This is a genomic window from Deltaproteobacteria bacterium (assembly GCA_016178705.1).
In the GTDB taxonomy this organism is placed as follows: Bacteria; Desulfobacterota; Binatia; order HRBIN30; family JACQVA1; genus JACOST01.
The window spans coordinates 40,470-58,642 of record JACOST010000011.1 but is presented as its reverse complement, the minus strand read 5'-3'; the positions used below and the strand labels follow the sequence as shown (position 1 = coordinate 58,642).

Annotated in this window: 17 protein-coding genes; 11 read left to right on the top strand and 6 right to left on the bottom strand. The window is 65.5% G+C overall.

The window, feature by feature from the left end:
- Position 1: 1 nt before the first annotated feature.
- Positions 2 to 475, bottom strand: a complete 474-nt coding sequence (locus HYR72_06080) for a tetratricopeptide repeat protein (protein MBI1814526.1) — start codon at positions 473 to 475, stop codon at positions 2 to 4.
- Positions 476 to 515: 40 nt separating this feature from the next.
- Complete coding sequence (locus tag HYR72_06075; GenBank protein ID MBI1814525.1) at positions 516 to 1,709, bottom strand: acyl-CoA dehydrogenase family protein; 1,194 nt, start codon at positions 1,707 to 1,709, stop codon at positions 516 to 518.
- Positions 1,710 to 1,857: 148 nt separating this feature from the next.
- On the opposite strand from HYR72_06075, the gene HYR72_06070 reads away from it, so the two are divergent.
- The 8 genes from HYR72_06070 (at position 1,858) to HYR72_06035 (ending at position 9,307) form a co-directional block, all read left to right on the top strand.
- Entirely contained in the window at positions 1,858 to 3,204 is a 1,347-nt protein-coding gene (locus tag HYR72_06070; GenBank protein MBI1814524.1) for an amino acid permease, read from the top strand.
- Between the two features lie 205 nt (positions 3,205 to 3,409).
- Positions 3,410 to 3,733: a hypothetical protein gene (locus tag HYR72_06065; protein MBI1814523.1), complete on the top strand. Its 324-nt coding sequence runs from the start codon at positions 3,410 to 3,412 to the stop codon at positions 3,731 to 3,733.
- Between the two features lie 40 nt (positions 3,734 to 3,773).
- Entirely contained in the window at positions 3,774 to 4,184 is a 411-nt protein-coding gene (locus tag HYR72_06060) for a transcriptional repressor (GenBank protein ID MBI1814522.1), read from the top strand.
- 276 nt (positions 4,185 to 4,460) lie between these two features.
- Positions 4,461 to 7,097, top strand: coding sequence for an FTR1 family protein (locus HYR72_06055; protein ID MBI1814521.1), 2,637 nt, complete (start codon positions 4,461 to 4,463; stop codon positions 7,095 to 7,097).
- A gap of 87 nt (positions 7,098 to 7,184) precedes the next feature.
- Positions 7,185 to 7,520, top strand: coding sequence for a cupredoxin domain-containing protein (locus HYR72_06050; protein ID MBI1814520.1), 336 nt, complete (start codon positions 7,185 to 7,187; stop codon positions 7,518 to 7,520).
- A gap of 48 nt (positions 7,521 to 7,568) precedes the next feature.
- A complete protein-coding gene (locus HYR72_06045; protein ID MBI1814519.1) occupies positions 7,569 to 7,997 on the top strand; it encodes a heme-binding domain-containing protein in 429 nt (142 codons plus the stop codon).
- 21 nt (positions 7,998 to 8,018) lie between these two features.
- Positions 8,019 to 8,825, top strand: coding sequence for a hypothetical protein (locus tag HYR72_06040; GenBank protein MBI1814518.1), 807 nt, complete (start codon positions 8,019 to 8,021; stop codon positions 8,823 to 8,825).
- Between the two features lie 26 nt (positions 8,826 to 8,851).
- Complete coding sequence (locus HYR72_06035) at positions 8,852 to 9,307, top strand: hypothetical protein (protein MBI1814517.1); 456 nt, start codon at positions 8,852 to 8,854, stop codon at positions 9,305 to 9,307.
- A 15-nt stretch (positions 9,308 to 9,322) separates the two neighbouring features.
- Here the strand turns inward: HYR72_06035 and HYR72_06030 are convergent, their stop codons facing one another.
- Complete coding sequence (locus tag HYR72_06030; protein ID MBI1814516.1) at positions 9,323 to 9,946, bottom strand: nucleotidyltransferase family protein; 624 nt, start codon at positions 9,944 to 9,946, stop codon at positions 9,323 to 9,325.
- 59 nt (positions 9,947 to 10,005) lie between these two features.
- Positions 10,006 to 11,253 carry a transporter substrate-binding domain-containing protein gene (locus tag HYR72_06025; protein ID MBI1814515.1) on the bottom strand — a complete coding sequence of 416 codons (1,248 nt, stop codon included), beginning with the start codon at positions 11,251 to 11,253 and terminating at the stop codon, positions 10,006 to 10,008.
- 132 nt (positions 11,254 to 11,385) lie between these two features.
- On the opposite strand from HYR72_06025, the gene HYR72_06020 reads away from it, so the two are divergent.
- Both HYR72_06020 and HYR72_06015 read left to right on the top strand, forming a co-directional pair.
- A complete protein-coding gene (locus HYR72_06020) occupies positions 11,386 to 11,844 on the top strand; it encodes a hypothetical protein (GenBank protein MBI1814514.1) in 459 nt (152 codons plus the stop codon).
- Positions 11,845 to 11,903: 59 nt separating this feature from the next.
- Entirely contained in the window at positions 11,904 to 13,400 is a 1,497-nt protein-coding gene (locus HYR72_06015) for a UDP-N-acetylmuramoyl-L-alanyl-D-glutamate--2,6-diaminopimelate ligase (GenBank protein ID MBI1814513.1), read from the top strand.
- Between the two features lie 12 nt (positions 13,401 to 13,412).
- Here HYR72_06015 and HYR72_06010 read toward each other — a convergent pair whose 3' ends face one another.
- Both HYR72_06010 and HYR72_06005 read right to left on the bottom strand, forming a co-directional pair.
- A complete protein-coding gene (locus tag HYR72_06010) occupies positions 13,413 to 17,165 on the bottom strand; it encodes a hypothetical protein (protein ID MBI1814512.1) in 3,753 nt (1,250 codons plus the stop codon).
- Positions 17,165 to 17,377, bottom strand: a complete 213-nt coding sequence (locus HYR72_06005; GenBank protein MBI1814511.1) for a hypothetical protein — start codon at positions 17,375 to 17,377, stop codon at positions 17,165 to 17,167. Before HYR72_06005 ends, HYR72_06010 begins: the two co-directional genes overlap by 1 nt.
- Before the next feature lie 443 nt (positions 17,378 to 17,820).
- On the opposite strand from HYR72_06005, the gene HYR72_06000 reads away from it, so the two are divergent.
- On the top strand, positions 17,821 to 18,168 hold the full coding sequence (locus HYR72_06000) for a hypothetical protein (GenBank protein ID MBI1814510.1): 348 nt from the start codon (positions 17,821 to 17,823) through the stop codon (positions 18,166 to 18,168).
- The last annotated feature ends 5 nt before the right edge of the window (positions 18,169 to 18,173 follow it).

Here is an 18,173-nt window from a genome sequence, read left to right as displayed (position 1 = left end):
CTCACCACCGCGCGGTGGCACCCGTCATCATCTGTTCCAACTGCGCCGCGTAGCGCGCATCGAGCGGCTGCAAGCGCGCGTACACCGCGCGCGCATCGTCCATCTTGCCCATCTGCACGTAGGCCTCGCCGAGGTACTCGAGCGCCTGGGGAAAATCCGGCCGCAAGCGCAGCGCTTCGTTGTAGGCACGCAGCGAGCCCTCGAACTTCTTCTGGTTCTTGAGCGCGTGGCCGAGTTCGTTCCACGCTTCAGGAAAATCCGCCTTGCGCTGAATCGCTTCGCGAAACGCGGCTTCGGCCGCGCGCCACTCGTGCCGATCGCGCAGCGCGAGCCCAGCGTTGTAGCGTTCCTCTGCCGAAACGCCTGGCGTTGCGTCCGGCTTCTGCGTCGGCGCCGGAACCGGATCGCCACCCGCAGCGTAGGCCACGTTGGACAGCAACAGAATCGTCATCACCACTATCGCCCGTCTCATCATCGGTCTCCTTTCAGTCGCCCGGTGCACAGTGCGCACCAAATCATTGCACGCCGAAGTCCCACGCCGCTCCGTTGCGATAGTGCTTCAAGATGCGGCGCGCCACGGTCATCTGATGCACTTCATCGGGGCCGTCGTAGATGCGGCCGAAGCGCGCGGCGCGATACATCCGTTCCAGCGGCGTGTCGGTGGTGAGCCCCTTGGCGCCGTGCACTTGAATCGCGCGATCGATCGCGTTGTGCAGCATGCGCGCCCCGACCACTTTGATGATCCCGATCTCGACGCGCGCGGGATCGCCCTGATCGATCTTGTGCGCCGCGTCGAGCGTCAGCAATCGGCACGCCTGAATCTCCGCGGCGGTTTCAAAGATCATGTTTTGGATGGATTGCTTGTCGGCCAGCGGCGAACCGAAGGCGACGCGATTGTTGGCGCGATCGCACATCAGGTCGAAGGCGCGCTGCGCTTGGCCGAGCCAGCGCATGCAGTGAAAGATGCGGCCGGGACCGAGTCGCTGCTGCGCGATGAGAAATCCCGCGCCGCGTTCGCCGAGCAGATTCTCGCGCGGCACGCGCACGTCGTTGTAGGCAACTTCGTAGTGGCCACCCATCATGCCCATCACCGGAGTCTCGCGGACAATATCGTAGCCCGGCGTGTTGGTCGGCACGATGATCATGCTGAAGGCGCGGTGCGGCGGCGCGTCGAACTCGGTGCGCACCATCACCGTGGTGTAAGCGGCTTGTTTGGCACCGGTGGTAAACCATTTGCGGCCGGTGATCACCCAGTGATCGCCGTCGAGCACGGCTTTGGTTTGCAGTTGCGTCGGATCGGAGCTGGCGACATCGGGCTCGGTCATGGCGAAGCTGGGGAAAATCTCGCCGGCGACCAACGGCTTGAGGTACGCGTCGCGCCATTTCGGCGCGGCGTGCAGGTTGAGCATGATCGAATCTTGCAGCGAGTGCGTACCGAGCGCGACCATCGCGTGCGCGGAGCGTCCGACCACTTCGTTGACGTAGACGTAGTCGAGGAACGGCAAGCCACCACCGCCGATCTCCTTGGGATGCCCGAGCGCCCACAACCCTTCAGCCTTGGCGGTTTGCATCAGCCGCACCATGGTGGCGCGCGCGTCGTCCTCACTCCGTTCATCGAGCAGGTGCTCGACCGGATAGACGCGCTCTTCGATGAAGCGCTGCACTTTGGCGCGCAGCGGGCGAATGTGTTCGGGAACCACGAAACTCATCGAGCGCCTCCTGACGGCTGGCCTTATCGCATACTCGATCCGCGGGAGTCACTCCAGCACAGTTCGCACGATTCGCGCGAACTGCTGGCTTCCGGCATTCAACGGCGCGATTGACGCCGCGGCGGTTCTTCACGTAGGCACAGCGGCGATGCCCTCTGGCGACCAGCACGATCCCGATCGCCACCCTCGCGATCGCCTCGAGCGCGGGCTCTCGCTCACCGACGCGACGATGCTCGTGGTCTCGTCGGTCATCGGGGTCGGAATCTTTCTCACTCCCGGCACGGTAGCCAACGCGCTGCCGCATCCGACGCTGGTGTTGGTCGCGTGGTTGGTCGGCGGGCTGCTCTCGCTCGCCGGGGCGCTCGCCAACGCCGAACTCGGCGCGATGTATCCGCATGCCGGCGGCGACTACGTGTACCTGCGCGAAGCCTACCATCCAGCGGCGGGATTCATCGTCGGGTGGTTGTCGTTTTTTGTCATCTACGCCGGCACCGTGGCCACACTCGCGACGGGTTTCGCCGAAGGACTGGCGCACTTCGTCGCGCTGGGTGAGGGTGGCAAGATGGCCGCAGCGGTGGCGATCACGATCGCCACGTCGTGGGTCAACTACGTTGGGGTGCGTGAAGGCGCGCGCTTCAACAACATCACCGGCTACGTGAAGATCGCCGCCCTGGTCGGGCTGGCGGTGGCGGGGCCGCTGCTTGGGCACGGGCAGCTCGGACACTTTGTCTCACCGGTGGCGGCGACGAGTCTGCCGCTGGCCGGCTTCGGTTTGGCGCTGTCGCCAATCCTGTTTTCGTACTTGGGCTGGAATGCGTCGGTGTACGTCGCCAGCGAGATCCGCGAGCCCGACCGCAACGTGCCGGGCTCGCTGTTCATCGGCCTCGCCGTTTGCACGGCGATCTATCTGCTCATCAATGCCGTGTACCTCTACGCGCTGCCGATCGAGACCTTGCGTGGCGAAGTGCGGGTCGGCGAGTCGGCCGCGCGCGCGCTGTTCGGCGGCGCCGGCGGCACGATCATGGCCGCGCTGGTGCTGGCGTCTGTGGTCGGTTGCTTGAACGCGACGATTCTGGTCGGGCCGCGCATTGCCTATGCAATGGCGCTCGACGGGCTCTTCTTCGCCGGCGTCCATCGCGTGCACGAGGTGAACCGCACGCCGCACATCGCGATCGCAGTGCAAGCGCTCACGGCGATCACCCTGATCGTGGTGCTGCAAAACTTTCCCAGCGTGCTCGACTACACCACCTTCGCCATCGTGTTGGCGACCACGGCGGATACCGCGGCGCTCTACACGCTACGAAAGACGAAGCCGAAGCGGCGGCGTCCGTATCGTGCGTGGGGCTATCCGGTGGTGCCGGCGCTCTATCTGATCGCAAACGCCGCCATCGCCGTCTCGATGCTGTGGGGACGGCCGGTGGAATGCGCGATCGCGCTGGCCGTCACTGCCACCGGCATTCCGTTCTACGTTGTGTTCGCGCGCCGCGCCGCGTAACGTCGCGTGGAAGCGCACGGCATGCTTCGAGACGCGCCTATCGGCGCTCCTCAGCATGAGCGGGTGCTTCTCTTGCTGAACGACATTTCCCGCTCGTCCTGAGGAGGCGCGCAGCGGCGTCTCGAAGGGCGCCGTGTTGGACGTTGCGCCCCGCGTAAGGGTCCGCATACTTTACAACCCGCAGCCCCTTCAGTAAGAGTCGGGCATGGTGGTGAAGACTTCGCGATCAAATCCGCGGCAGCAAGCGGTGCTGGACGAGCTCAAGCAGCTCGCCGGGCAACTCGGCATCGAGGTGCGCGAGGAGCGGCTGCTGCGTGAGGTCGGGTACCGCGTCCGCAGTGGTAGCTGCCGGGTGCGGGAGAAGAATCTGATCCTGCTCGATCGCGGATTGCCGCTGGAAGCGCAGATCGAGATTCTTGTCGGCGCGTTGGCCGAACGGCCGCTCGATAGTGTCTATCTGTCGCCCGCAGCGCGGCGCTTGCTCGAAGGCGCTGCCCCGGAGGCGGCCCGTGCACCGAGTCAAGGATAGGCTCTCCACCGCCGACCGCTTCGCGATCTTCAAAGAGCACCTGCGGCGGCAACGCCTCAAGTCGACCGCGCAGCGCGACGACATTGCGCGCGCGTTTTTCGCCAGCAACAGCCACAGCAGCGTCGAAGAAATCTACACCGCGGTCAAACACATCAACCCGGGCATCGGCTACGCCACGGTGTACCGCACGATGAAGCTGCTCAAGGAATGCGGCCTCGCCGTCGAACGCCATTTTCGGGACGGCGAAGCGCGCTACGAAAGCGGCGTCAACCGCGAGCACCACGACCACCTTATCTGCGAAGGCTGTGGCAAGATCGTCGAGTTCGAGGAAGCGCGCATCGAAGCGCTGCAGGACGAGATCGCCCGCCGGCTCGGTTTCCATCTCAACAGCCACAAGATGGAACTCTACGGCTTCTGTCGCGACTGCCACAGGACCCGCGCCGCCGGGTAGTCTCTGCGCGGCACAGCAAGAGCCCATCGATCGATACGCCGCTCTTCGGTACGAAGCCTCCGGCTTTTGCCCAGGACTGCTCCTCGGGCAGGCGGTTTTTTCTCGGGGAGCCCATTAGCAGTTTGCCCGAGTAGATCGCGAGGCGGTCGTATCGAGGGCCTGCTTGCGCAGAGCCCCCTGTCCTTACGTGCCCTTTGTCACACTCCCAAGTTGACAGGGTGCGGCTCTGCCGCTAATTGAGAATGAGTCTCAAAATCCCCGGGCGGGGATATGGACATGCAGACGCGAGCCGACCAGCAGACGCAACACCACCCCAGGCGACCCGGGCAGCGGTTCGCTCGGCTCCTCGTCGCTCTGATCTTCCTGCCCACGCTCGCATTTGCTGCCGTCGACGCCGACGGGGTCACGCGTGTCCTCACCCTGCTCACCGTCGTCGGCGAAGAATACCGCGAAGGCTGCGATGGCCGCGGCCATCTCGTCCGTCCGCTGGAATATGAAGAAGCGCGCAGCTTCCTCGCCGAGGCGCGCATGCGCTGGGGCAATGTCGCGGGAATCGATGGCGGTGACACGATCGTTCGCCAACTCGGGGATCTCACCGCGGCGATCGACGAGAAGCAGGCTGCCGATACAGTATTGGCGCAGGTCGCCACGATTCGCGCGGCGGTAACGCACGCCACCGGCATCGACGAAGACATCTTCCCACCGCAATCGCCATCACCGCAGCGTGGCGCGGCGATCTTTTACGAGCACTGCGCATCATGCCACGGTGAGCACGGCGACGGGCACGGTCCCGACGCCGCACGGCTGGAACGCAAGCCCGCCAACTTCACCGACGCCGGGTTCATGCGCGGCGAGACGGTCTTCGATCACATTCACGTCATCAGCGTCGGCAAACGCGGCGCGGCGATGCCCGCGTGGGAAGACGTGCTCACGCTGCAAGAGCGCTGGGATGTCCTCAGCTACGTGTGGCGCTTGGCGCACCGCCGCGGTGAACTCGCCGAAGGGCAAGGCCTCTACCTCAGTCAGTGCGCGAGTTGCCACGGCGCCATCGGTGACGGTACCGGCCCGCTCGCTTCCACTCTTCTGACACCCGCGCCGAACTTCACTCAACCGGCGCGACTGGCCCGCCGTACCGACGCCGAATTGTTCGACGCCGTGCACGATGGGGTGGCGGGCACGGCCATGCCGGCGTTCGGGAATCTCACCGACGATGAACGCTGGAAGACCATCGCGTTCGTGCGTGCATTGTCGCTCGGCGGACCCGACGGCGGCGCCGGTGCGGGTTCAGGTGGCGGCGGCACGCCACAGTTCGGACGATTCGGTCGACTCCTGCGATTGTTGAGCGCTGAGTACGCAAAGGCCGTTGATGCCGGTCGGATCGTCAGTCCGCAGGATCTCACTGAGAGCGAAGTGCTGCTCGGTCAGATCAACGCCGCGATTTCCACCGTGGCCGCCGCGGTGCAGTCGAGTGCGCCGGCGGTGAGCGATGCGTTCCCGAAGCAAGCGATCGAGTTGACCTCGCTGGTGCACCAGCGCGCGCCAGCCGCCGATGTGGCGAAGCTGGTCGACGCGATCGTCGCCTCGCTCCCGACCGACGCCGCGCCAGCGGCCGCTGCGATCTCCTCGGACCCATTCGGCGAAACCCGCCGCCTGCTCGCGTCGGCCCTGGCGGCGTATCGAGGCAATGATCCGCAAGCGCTGTCGCTGGTGTCGGACGCGTATTTCAAGTTCGAGCCCTTTGAGAAGAAGCTCGCCATCAACGCACCCGACCTCACCCGTCAGGTGGAGACCCGCTTCCTCGAACTCCGCGGCGTGCTTGCCGCACCGGGCGCCACCGAAGGGGCGGCCGTCATCGTCGCCGCCATCGGTACTGATCTCGAGACAGCGCACGCCGCACTCGCGCCGCATGCCAATCCGTATGCTCTGTTCCTGCAGTCGGCGACCATCATTCTGCGCGAGGGCTTCGAGATCGTTCTGATCATCACAGCGTTGCTCGCGTATGTGAAGAAGTCCGGCAACGCGCGGATGCAGCGATCGATCTGGGGCGGCACGATCACCGGCATCGCGCTGAGTCTGGTGACCGCATTCATCTTCGTGGAGGTGCTCCACGGCACGTCGACTGCCGCCGCGGAGACGCTGGGCGGCTGCACGATGCTGCTCGCCGCGGTCGTACTGTTCTGGGTGAGCTATTGGTTGGTGTCGAAGGCCGAGGCCGACAAGTGGCAGCGCTTCATTCAAGGCAAGGTGAAGACCGCACTGTCCACCGGGAGCGGCTTCGCCCTCGCCGGCGCGGCGTTCCTGGCGGTATACCGCGAAGGCGTCGAGACGGTGCTGTTCTATCAAGCGCTGTTCGGCGCCGCGTCCGATGCCAGCATCGTGGTCGGCGGACTAATCGCCGGCGCGGTTGCCTTGGCGATGGTGTCGGCGGTGTTGCAACGGTTCGGAATGAAAATCCCGATCCGTCAATTCTTTCTCGGCACCAGCTTTCTCCTCTACTACATGGCGATCGTGTTTGCGGGCAATGGCATCGCCGAGTTGCAAGAGACCAGCTGGATCGCGGTGACGCCGGTGGCCGGCGTGCCCCGTATCGACTTGCTCGGATTGTATCCGACAGTCGAGACGCTGCTCGCGCAGGGCATCTTCGTTCTCTTCATGCTCTATGCCGGCGTCGTCATCTGGCGCCGGCGCCGGCCGCTGCTCTCTCCGGCGGACACGCTGCTTGCGGAGGTGCGCAGCCTCCATCAACTCGCGATCTCGATTCGCGCCGAGTTGGCCCAGCGATCAGTGGCAGACGCAATCGCGCCTGCAGATCCAGGCCAGCAGCTCGACACGCTGATCGAACGCGTCGCGCGTCTCGAAGGACAAATCCAGCTCGATCTGCCGGCGCGCGCCGGCAAGGTGGTCGGCCACTGAACGATGTCGATCGTCGGCCAAGTTTGGCAGGATCGCCAATACATTGCGATAACGACATTCATTCTCAAATACAGAAAGGTCCGTTTGATGAACACGCCCTTTATCGTCCTTGTCGCCAGTGCGGCGATTTCACTGGCGGCATCCGTTGTCCGCGCGCAGGACGCGCCGCCTGAAATCAAGCTCCAGAACGGTCGATTTGAACCATCGCAGTTGGCCGTGCCGGCACGCGCGGCCTTCAAGCTCCATGTCACCAACGCTGACACCAGCGCCGTTGAGTTCGAAAGCTTCGAGCTGCATCGCGAGCGTGTCGTGCAGCCGGGTGAGACCATTACGGTCTTCATCCCGGCGCTGGAACCGGGGAGCTATCCGTTCTTCGACGACTTCCACCGCGACACGCCGCCGGGCGCGATCATTGCGAAGTAGTCGGCCGGCAGACAGCGGATACGCGGGTAGCGGATGCGAAGGATCGCCATGCTGGTCGGCGGGGTTTTGGTCGTGGTGCAATGCGTTCGTTTCGCACGAACGAATCCACCCGTCGCCAGCGACCTCGTCGCGCCGGTCGAAGTCAAGGCCCTCCTGCGGCGCGCGTGCTACGACTGCCATTCCAACGAAACCGAGTGGTCGTGGTACAGCGCCGTCGCGCCGACTTCGTGGATGGTTCATCACGACGTGACCGAGGGCCGCCGCCGGCTGAATTTTTCCGAGTGGAGTGAGTATGCCTCCGATCCCGACACCGCAGCGCAGAAGCTCAGCGAAATTGGGAACCTGGTCGCGAGCGGCGACATGGCGCCGTGGCACTATCGCGTGCTGCATCGGAGCGCGCGCTTGACCGACGCAGAACGCAGCATCCTCGCCCGGTGGGCCGAGCACACGAGCGCTGATCAATCGTCCTCACACTAGCAGACGGAGGAGAAGTGAGTCATGAAATTGAGTGGAGTACTGTGCGCCCTTGCCATGTTCGCATCGGCACGTTCCGCAATCGCGCAAGTCGATCCCTTCGAGTTCGAGGTCTATCCGCCCCAAACCGAAGGCAAGGGCGTGCTCGAACTGGAATCACTCAACAGTTTTGTGCCGAACGGGCATACGCAAGGCGATTCGGGAACCTCGAGCGGCGACTTCGCCAGCGACAAGATGTATCGCACCGCTCTCGAACTCACCTACGGACTGACCGAGAAGGTCGAGTTCGCGGCGTACCTCAACCTCGCTCATCCGAACGGGGAGTCGTTTCAGTACGCGGGTTCAAAGTTTCGACTGCGCGGGAGCCTCTTCGAAAAAGGGGAATTGCCGGTCGACCTTGGCTGGTACGTGGAGTTGGAGTGGAACAAGACGCCACAGTTTGACGGTAGCGAACTCGAACTCGAACTCAAGCCGATCATCGCGAAGGACTTTGGCAACTTCGAAATCGACCTCAATCCGAAGTTCGTCAAGGCCGTGTTTGTCGGCCCCGACAAGAACAAGGGGTTCGAGTTCGGCTACATCAACGGCATCTACTACAACTACCGCCGATGGCTATCGCCGGGGCTCGAGTTTTACGGCGGCATCGGTCTGATCGACGACAGCGACCCGCTCGACGAGCAGCAGCACTACATCTTCCCCGTGATTCGCGGGAAGATTCTCAACGGGATCTACTACAATCTCGGACCCGGCATTGGACTCACGCGCGGCTCGGACCAAGTCATCATGAAGCTCAACTTCGAATTCGAGCACTTCCTCGGTTCGCTGTGGTGAGGCACCCGACCGCTTGATCCCTAGCCATGCCGCGTTTCGAAATCACAACTACCGTGCCGGTCGCGCGCGAGCGCGTCTGGGCGCAGGTGTCGACGATGGCCGGCGTCAATGCCGAGCTGTGGCCGATCGTCATGACCTATCCGCGTGAAATCGCCGCCCTAAACGCCGCGCAGGCGGTGATGGGTCAGCCAATGTTTCGAAGCTGGGTGCTGCTGTTCGGTGTGCTGCCGATCGATCGCCACGCGTTGACCCTCGTATCGGTCGACCCGCCCGCGGGGTTTCACGAGGACTCGCGATCATGGCTGCAGCGTCGCTGGATACACATCCGTACGCTCGAAGAAACGCCGAGCGGCTGCCGCATCACTGATCGCGTCGAGTTTGAGCCGCGCCTGCCTGGAGTCGGGAGACTCTTGCTACCCGTCTTCCGCGCGGTCTTCGCCAACCGCCACCGCTACCTGCGGCGGCACTTCGGTCCGTCCTGAGAGATCGGGAGGTTGTTATCGCAACGGGCGATTCGTCGCCCGCGCTAGCTCGGAGAACTTGGAGCGGACGCTTTCATCGAGTTGCTCGGCGAACTTCTCGTCGAGCGCTTCGGCGCGAATCAGTTCTTGAACATCGGCTAGGTCGCGCAAACGATCCGGCGCGGTCATCCCTGATGCGAGTTTCAACTCGATCAGTCGAGGGAGACTCACTACTCGGATGCCTGCTGCTTCGATCGCAACGGTCGACGGGTCCGGAAACATGACCGGCTTCGGTTTGCCATCGCCGGGATACTCGCCGGCGACCCAAACTTTGATCCGGACCTCCGTTTCGACATCGCGAAAGGCACGCTCGGCACCAACGTGCGTCGGCGCATAGCCGAGCCCGACGCACTGCTCGGCGAATCGCTCCAGCCCATTCTGTGTCACCAAGATGTCCACGTCGTCAGTCATGCGGACGTAACCGTGCTCACCCAACGCCATCCCGCCGATCACCGCGTAGGCGATGCCTTCGGCGGCGAAGCGTTCGGCGAGACGCTTCATCGTGGCGCGGAGATCGCCGCGGCCCATGAAGAACTCGCTCGCTTCGCGCAACGTGGCGTCGAATGACTCGCGCAACCGCGTCTCGTATGCCGTTGCCATTGCAACCTCGGACTATAAGTATGAGGTTGGCCGGCCAAGGCTGTCAATCGCTCCATACTTCACTTTCCCGACGCGGTCGGTCGCTTGCGCTTCGGCGTCTCGTTCAGACCCGGAGCAATGAGCGTGCGCGTGTGCGCCAGCGACTCGGCGATGTCTGCCTTGAGTGCGTCGCTCAAGTTGTCGGCCTGCACGCCCTCGCGCACACCGGCTCGCCACTCGGCTGGCTTCACTGTGCGCGCGGCGAAGTGCAGTTGGCGGATCATGTGGGTGTCGATGTCGCCGATGGCCGATCGCAGCTGATCGAGCGGCGGCGCCGGTGCGTGCGGATCGGTGCCGCTGGCTTCCTGAATCATCTTCGCGGCTCGGATCAAGACGCTGAAGAGGCGGGCGACTTCACCCGCGTCGATTCCGGTTGCGCGCGCGGTGGCCTGGACACGATCGAGTACGCGTTGCTCTTGCGCCGGATCGGCGATGGGCACGCCGCTCGCGCGTTTGCTGGCGGCGACCATCGGCATGAGTTGGCAACGCAGCTCGATGTCGCACAACACCGCTTCGCGATCGGCGCCAGCGGCGGCAAACATCGCGTCGCCCAGCCACTGCTTGCGGCGAGCGCCGAGCCAGCCGTCGCGCTCGCGGTCGCGCAGCCAGGTGTCGATCCATTGCGCCAGCTCGGGCGCGTCCTTGCGGACCAGCAGCGCTTTGCGATCGCGGGTGAAGGGCCCCACCGTGTGCAGCTCGGGCCGTTGCCAGGCGCGGGCCTCGGCGCTGTCGCTGAGCGCGACGTCGGCGCGCCCCACCAACACACGGCCGGGCAACTCGGTGTTGTCGCTCACCGGCTCGATGGTGGCGCGCGGGAACAACCGATGCGCCACCTGTTCGAGATGACCACCGCGATTGACCGCGATGCGCACGCCGGTGCGATCGATCGCTGCACGGTCGGTCAGGCGCGCGGCGTCTTCGCTGCGAATCAGGGCCACGGCCCCGGTATTCGCATAGGGCCGGCTGTAGCGGCCGATCAGCGCCCGCTCGGGTCGCACCGTTACGCCGCTGGCGACAACGTCGAACTTGCCCTGCGCCAAATCATCGCTGAGATCTGGCCAACGAAAGCGCACGAGTTGCACCGTCGCGCCGAGATCGTGCGCCAGACGCGTCATCAGATCGACGTCGAGTCCCGCCAGCGATTCGCCCTGCGCCGTGCTGAATGGCGCATAGTCGCCAGTGGTGCCGACGCGCAGCACTCCGCCGTGCTGCCAAGACGCAAGATCAGCCGCCGACGCCGCGAGCGGTAGCGCCACGGCAACCAGCATCGCCAGCCACCGTCTCCTCGCGTGCATACATCTCAGCATCGGTTCGCTCTCACTCGTTCGGCCCGCAGAGTTGACAGCTCTGCGGGCCGCAGGCAAGAGACGCAGCGAAGAAAGAAAGGTTGCGCACGCGACATGGCCGCCCTCACCGCCAGCGAGTTCACTCAAGCGATCACGGCCCTGTCTGACGAGATGGGGCTGCAACGCCTGCGTGACAAGTTCCTCCGCCTCAACGGCTTGGTGACGCGGATCAAGGTGGCCTCGCCTACCAAGCTCGCCGACCAGATCTACATGCTGACTGCCGGACTACGCCGCCAGGCTCCAGCGACATACGCGTTCCACGCGATCTGGACGGAGACACTCAACAAGAAACTCGGCGAGGAAGGCGAGAAGAACCTCGAACAGCTCGCTGAAGCCATCAACGCCTGCCTCGACGAGCACGACGGGATCAAGCCAGACAAGAGTGCCGACCTCGACAGCGCGCTGACGGCGTACGAACAAGCGCTTGCGGCCGCGCTCGGCAGCGAAATGGCTCGGCTCGACATGCTGCTCAAGGCCGTGCCCGCCATCGCGGCGAAGTTGCGCAGTTCGTGACTCGTGACTCGGGTGTAACCCGGGTCGGCGCGTGATCGCACCACCTCACTCCCGTCGTCATGCAACTCGCATCTCTCCTCGCTGACGTTACCGCGCTCGCACAGCACGGGTCGCTCGCGGTTGATGTGCGACGCATCGTGTCGGACTCGCGCACGGTCGAGCCCGGCGATGTGTTCGTCTGCCTCCCCGGCTATCGCACCGAGGGCGGCGAGACTCGCGCTGATCGTCACAACTTCATTACGACAGCCGTTGCGCGCGGGGCCGCGGCGCTCGTAGTCAGTCGCGATATGGCGCCCATATCCGGCGTCTCCATCGTGCGCGTCGAGGATTGTTGGGCGGCGATCGCCGCCATGGCTTGTCGGTTTTTCGGCCAGCCGTCGCACGCGCTGCAGATGATTGGCGTCACCGGCACTTCGGGCAAAACGTCGACGACGTATTTCATCGACTCGGTGTTGCGCACCGCGGGCCACGTGACCGCGCGGCTCGGCACGGTGGAGTATCGGATCGGCGATGAGGTGCTGCCGGCAGCGCAGACGACGCCGGAAGCGCCCGAACTGCAGCGGCTGTTGCGCACGGCGGTCGATCGCGGCGCAACCGCCGCGGTGATGGAAGTGTCGTCGCACGCGCTCGAGCTGCGGCGGGCCGCCGGCGTCGCCTTCGATGTGGGCGTGTTCACCAATCTGAGCCAGGATCATCTCAACTTTCACCCCGACATGCACCACTACTTGCGCGCCAAGGGCCGGCTGTTCGAAGAACTCGAAAGCGGCGGCAAGCCCGCCACCGCGGTGGTGAACATCGACGATCCGGCGAGCGCGCACATCATCCGCGTCAACCGCGGCAAGCTGCTCACCTACGGCACCCACGCCGACGCGCAGGTGCGCGCGCGTCACGTCGCGATGACGTTGCGCGGCGTCAGCTTCCGCGCCGACACTCCCGCCGGTCCGCTCGACGTCGCGCTGCGCCACTTGGGCGAGTACAGCGTCTACAACGCGCTGGCAGCGGCGGGTACGGGGCTGGCGCTTGGCATTTCGTTGGACCACGTGCGCGACGGTCTGGCGGCAGCGCCGCCGGTACCGGGGCGCTTCGAGCTTGTCGATTGCGGCCAGGATTTCGGTGTGGTGGTCGACTACGCGCACAAGCCGGACGCGCTTGAACGGTTGCTCACCAGCGCGCGCACGCTCAAACCGGCGCGGCTCATCACCGTGTTCGGCTGCGGCGGCGATCGCGATCGCGGTAAACGCCCACTAATGGGCCGCATCGCTGCGCGGCTCAGCGATCTCGTGATTGTGACTTCCGACAATCCGCGTTCGGAGGATGCGGCCGCCATCGTCGCCGAGGTCGTGGGCGGCGCGGCCGCGGTGGATCCCGACGCGCAGCGCTATCGCGCTGAACCTGATCGCGCCGCCGCGATCACCCTCGCCATTCATCTCGCGCAGCGCGGCGATCTGGTAGTGATCGCCGGCAAGGGTCACGAGACGTATCAGTTGTTCGCGGATCGCCGCGTGCACTTCGACGATCGCGAAGCGGCGCGTGTGGCGCTGCAGAGTCGGAAGTAGAATTCGGCGAGACTAGCCCACCCAGCCGTCGGATGCGCCGATGGCAACCGGGCGTCGAGGCGCCTCGACCCGCTCGGGCGGTTCGTCGGCAGGGGCGCTGCCGCCGGTCATGGCGGGCATGAGGTGAGCCACCGCATCGGCGAGCACCGCTGGACCGAAGGTTCCCTTGTTGGCAAGCGTGCGCGTGCCGCCGGTGAGGAAGGTGGCGTCGCGCGCCGTCGGCACGCGATCCATGAGCAGCACCACCGGCAGTGGCGCCGCACCGTTCGCGCGCAGCCCCGCGATCGTGCGGAAGATGTCGACGCACGCCGGCGACAGGTGCAACACGACAGCGTCGGGCCGCACACTCGGCAACAGATCAAGCGCTTGCTTGCCGTCGAGCATGACCGCCGCAGACAGCCCGGCCCCAGTCAGTTGCTCGCGCACCGAGCCGACCACATCGATATCCGTGCTCATCGCAAGCACGCGCTTCGCCCGCGGCACCAGTCGCGCCAACGCGTCGAGCAACTGCTGCGGCTCGTTCGGCCACAGCACACAATCCGCCGGACCGAAGCAGAAGCCGGCGGACGCCGTCTGCTTGGCGTACAGCAGCAATGGCACGTCGCGGGTCGCATCCTGCTCGCGCAGGTTGCGCACCAATTGCCAGCCGCTGCCGGCCATCACGTTGATAGCAACACCCGCCAAACGCTGCGCCGCCAACTGACTGATTGCATCTTCAGTCGGTTCACAGTCAACAATCTCCCAACCCGTATCGGCTAAGCCAGCGACCATCGCGGCGCGTAGCTCACCATCGATCACCGCGAGCGCTCGCGGCACCAGCTCGAGTTCGGCGGTGGCTTCCGACTCTTCTTCAGCGTCATCGAGACTCTCATCGAGCGCCGGCTCGCCGGCGGTGTCGATCCCGGGGATGACGTGGCGTTCGATTTCGAGGGCCGGTTGACTCTCGTCGACCGCCAGCGCCTCGGCGAGGGCGAGGTGCTCCTTGCGGGTCCGCTCGAGTTCGGCCTCTAATTCCTCGGCGCGAGAGCTCAATGAGATGCGCTCGGCTTCCCACCCACTGGTGAGTCGCTCCAACTCGCCGCGATGAACCGAGCGTTCCTGGTCCGCGGCGTCGGTGAGCTGCGCCAGCTCACCGCGGACGCCGACGAGGTCGCGGTCACGCTCGGCCATCTGCGTACGCGTGGCGGTCAGCTCGTTCTGCAAGGCGTCAAGTTCGACGCGACGGTGCGCCTCGGTGGCGACGCTGTCGGCACGGTGCTGGGCCAGGGTGTCGGAAGCGGCGGCCAACTCGGCGCGCAGATGATCGACGTCGCGTTGCAAGCGGCCCGCCGCATCGGCGGTCACGCTTCGATCGACAACCGTACTGTCGCGGTCGCGGCGAATCGCCTCGAGCGTAGCCTGGGTTTCGGCGAGCTGCTGGCGCAACGCTGCGGCCTCGTGTTCATGGCGCGCGCTGGCTTGATCGAACTCCGTGCGTTGTCCGGTGTGGCGCGCAGTCGCGGCGGACAAGTCGGCGTCGAGCTGTTGTGCGCGCGCGGTTTGTTCGGCCAGCGCCGCTTCCAACTCGCGTCGCGCGGCCACTAGCGCATCGCGCTCCTTCGCCAGCCGCTTGGCGGAGGACGATTTCGCACTGGTGTCCTGCTCAAAGCGCGTCTGCACCTCGCCCAGTTGCGCCTGCAGCTCGGTGATGCGGTGGTCGCGGGTGGCGAGGGCACTGTCGCGATCGCTCACGAGGCGCTGCTGCTCGGTTCGGAGCGATTGACAGAGAGCGTCGAGTTGGTCGCGATCGCTCTGGACAACCGCGCGGGCCGCCTCAAGAGCCCCGTGCCGCGCCTCCAACTCCGCGTGCTGCGCGCGCACTCGCTCGACCCAGTTTTGCAAGGTTTCGATCTGTCCGCTGGTGTCGACGATGCTCTGCTGATGCTCGCGCTGGAGGCGGCTGAGCGCTTCGGCGGTGCGGGCGCGCTCGGCATCCGCGGCCTCGGCGCGGGCACCCGCCTCTTTCAACTGGGAAGACCAGGCGGGTTCGCGCTCGCCCCACATCCGCAGCTCGCCGAGCAAGCGCTGACGGTCCTGCTGGACGTCGGCGAGCGCGGCGGTGTGCGCGGCGCGGACCTCGGCGAGCGTCTTCTCGATCTGCGCCAAGCGGGTTTCGGCCAGCTTTGCCGCTGCCGCGTGACTATCGCGCTCACCGGAGACCGACTCGACGGTGCGGCGGAAGGTATCGGCGGCATCGACGGCGCGCTTGAGTTCCTCGTGCAGGCTGGTGCGTTCGCGCAGCCAGGTGGTGCCTTGCTCGTCGAGCCGCTGCTGCAACCGCGTCGTGGTCTGCTGCGCGGCTTCGGCGCGTTCCACCAAGGCGTCGTACACGATGCGCAGCTCCGTCTGCTGGGCATCGAGGGTATCGAACGCCACGGTGCGGCTGGCGAGCTGTTCCTGCAGCGTTGCCGCGCGCACCTGCATGGCTTGTAGTTGCACGACCACCTGCTCGTGGGTTGCCTGCAGCGCGTCGGTGAGCTGGCGCAGCGCGGCGTGCTCGGCCTCGATGCCCGCCAAGCGTTCGCGCAGCGCCGCAATTGTGCCTGCCGCGCGGTCGCGTTCGGTGGCATCAGCCTGCGTGTGCTCGCTGTGTTGCCGCACCGCCGCTTCGTGACGCTCGACCAAGTCGTCATGCGCGCGCTGCATTTCGTGCAAGCCGAGCGTGGTGCGTTCAACCTCGGCGTTGGCCGCGGCGAGCGCGGTGTGCAGGCGCTGGGCTTCCGCGCGGTTAGTGTCGAGCGCGCCGCGGGTATCGGCCAGCGTGGCGAGTTCACCGCGCGCCGCCGACAACTGGCTGGCGAGGCGGTCACGTTCAGTCTCGAGATTGGCGAGGGCGGCACCAACGGTGGAAAACTTCTCGCGCTCGGCTTCGAGCGCAGTGGCCGCAGCGCGGCGGGTCTCGGCCAACTCTTTCGCGTGTTGCCACAACGACTCATCGAACGCTTGCCGCAAGCGATGGAGCTCTTGGGCATCGACGGCGCGTTGTTTGTCCGCGAGCGGAGATGACGCAGCAGGAGCCGCCGCCTGCGTTGGCGCGGAAGGTGCGGCAGGGCTGACCGGCGACGCCGCACTGTCCGAGTGCGGCAGCTCGGCGAATGCGATGCCGCACACCTTCAACGCCTGCCCTACCGCTTGCAGCTGCACGTCGGTGAAGCCATGCGGCTTGTTCGCAAACAGCACCAACACGCCCGCGGGAGTGTAGCCGTGGAAGAACGGCAACGTGGCGATCGCCAGACGGCGTGGACTGATCTCGATCAGCGGACGCGGCACGAATGGATTCTGGTGCGCGGCCTCGATCACGCTGATGCGACGGTTGGTGAGGCCGCGCATCGGAATGTCCCAGGTTGGGCCGCTGGCGCCGCGACCCAGGACATCGGCCGCTGGCGCACTGAGACCGACATCGGCGATGAGCACCAACCGATCGCGACGTTGCTCGTAGGCGAGTAGTGCTCCCGCGGGCGCGCCCAGCGCCTTCGTGATCAGGTCGATCGCTTGTGCCGCGAAGTCCTCGCGCGCCAGCCGCTGCCCGTAGAGATCGAGCAAGCGTTGGCGCACGCTGTTGAGACTGCCACCGATCGATTGGGTCGGTACGGGGGGCGCCGGACGTTCAGCGACCGCAGGCGGTGGCGGCCCCGCTACTGGCTGGGATGCGCCCTCTTCTTCTCGGGGCGGCGAATCCGGAGCTGCATCCGCGCGTTTGCGGGCGAGTCGCAGTCCCCACGCCATCACACCGCTCCGCGGTACGCCGCCACAATTGCGGGCCAGTCGCTGACGCCGGTGGCATCAATGATCAATTCCACCTCGTCATCCGCGCTACCTGCCAGCTCAGACCACACGAGCTGCGCTGTGAGCGCGATCGACCGCCCACCTATGCGCGCGGTGAGCCGGAGCGGACGTCCCTCGCCTCCGTGCGACATGAGGTCGGACGGATTGAGCACGGGAGGCTGGTTCTTCAACATAAGTACGGCCAGTCCCGACCCCGACAGAGAGGACACAGAAACCGGGATCGGACCACGGCGACAGATCTCATCGTCATCCAGGCAGAGTTGAAAAGAGGCTGCTACGGCAGCCGGCGCATGCTCAGGCATCGGGCGGCACCTGCCAATCCAGCTGACTGAATTCGCAAGAGGCATACCAGGTGTCGCGCAGACAAGCGCACACGCGAGCGACCCGGTTCAGTGATCAACGTTTTGACGCTACGCTACGAGATCGTACACAGCGGACGGCGTGATTCGGTCAAAACGCTGCCCGGTCGCCGCTCGGGCATCGGTGCCTTCGCGCCCAAACTTTGCCGAAACGGCACATCGTCAACGGCGCGGGGTCGATTTACATCGGGCGATTCTTGTTGCTACAGTCCGTGCTGTCGCTTGGGAGGGCAAAGATGCGGATCGTTCCAAATTGGGTGCTGGCCGCGGTGATGGTACTGACCGGCTGCGGCGTGGCCAATGCCGCGGATCAGTGCATGCTCCAGTGTCGCAAGGACCTCTCGACCTGCCAGCGCCAGGCGCAGGTGCATCGCCACGAGTGCATCAAGCCGTGTCGCGATGCCCGCGCGAAGTTGACCGACTGCCCAGCCGACGCCACGGTCGCGACCTGTCCCGGGATGGCCGCTGCGCACGACTGTGCCGGTGCCTGTAGCCACAAGCAGCAGAGCGACGGGCGCACGTGTCTGACCACCGCTCGTACGTGCCGCGACACCTGCACCAAGGCTGCATCGGGCAAGCCGTAGCGCCT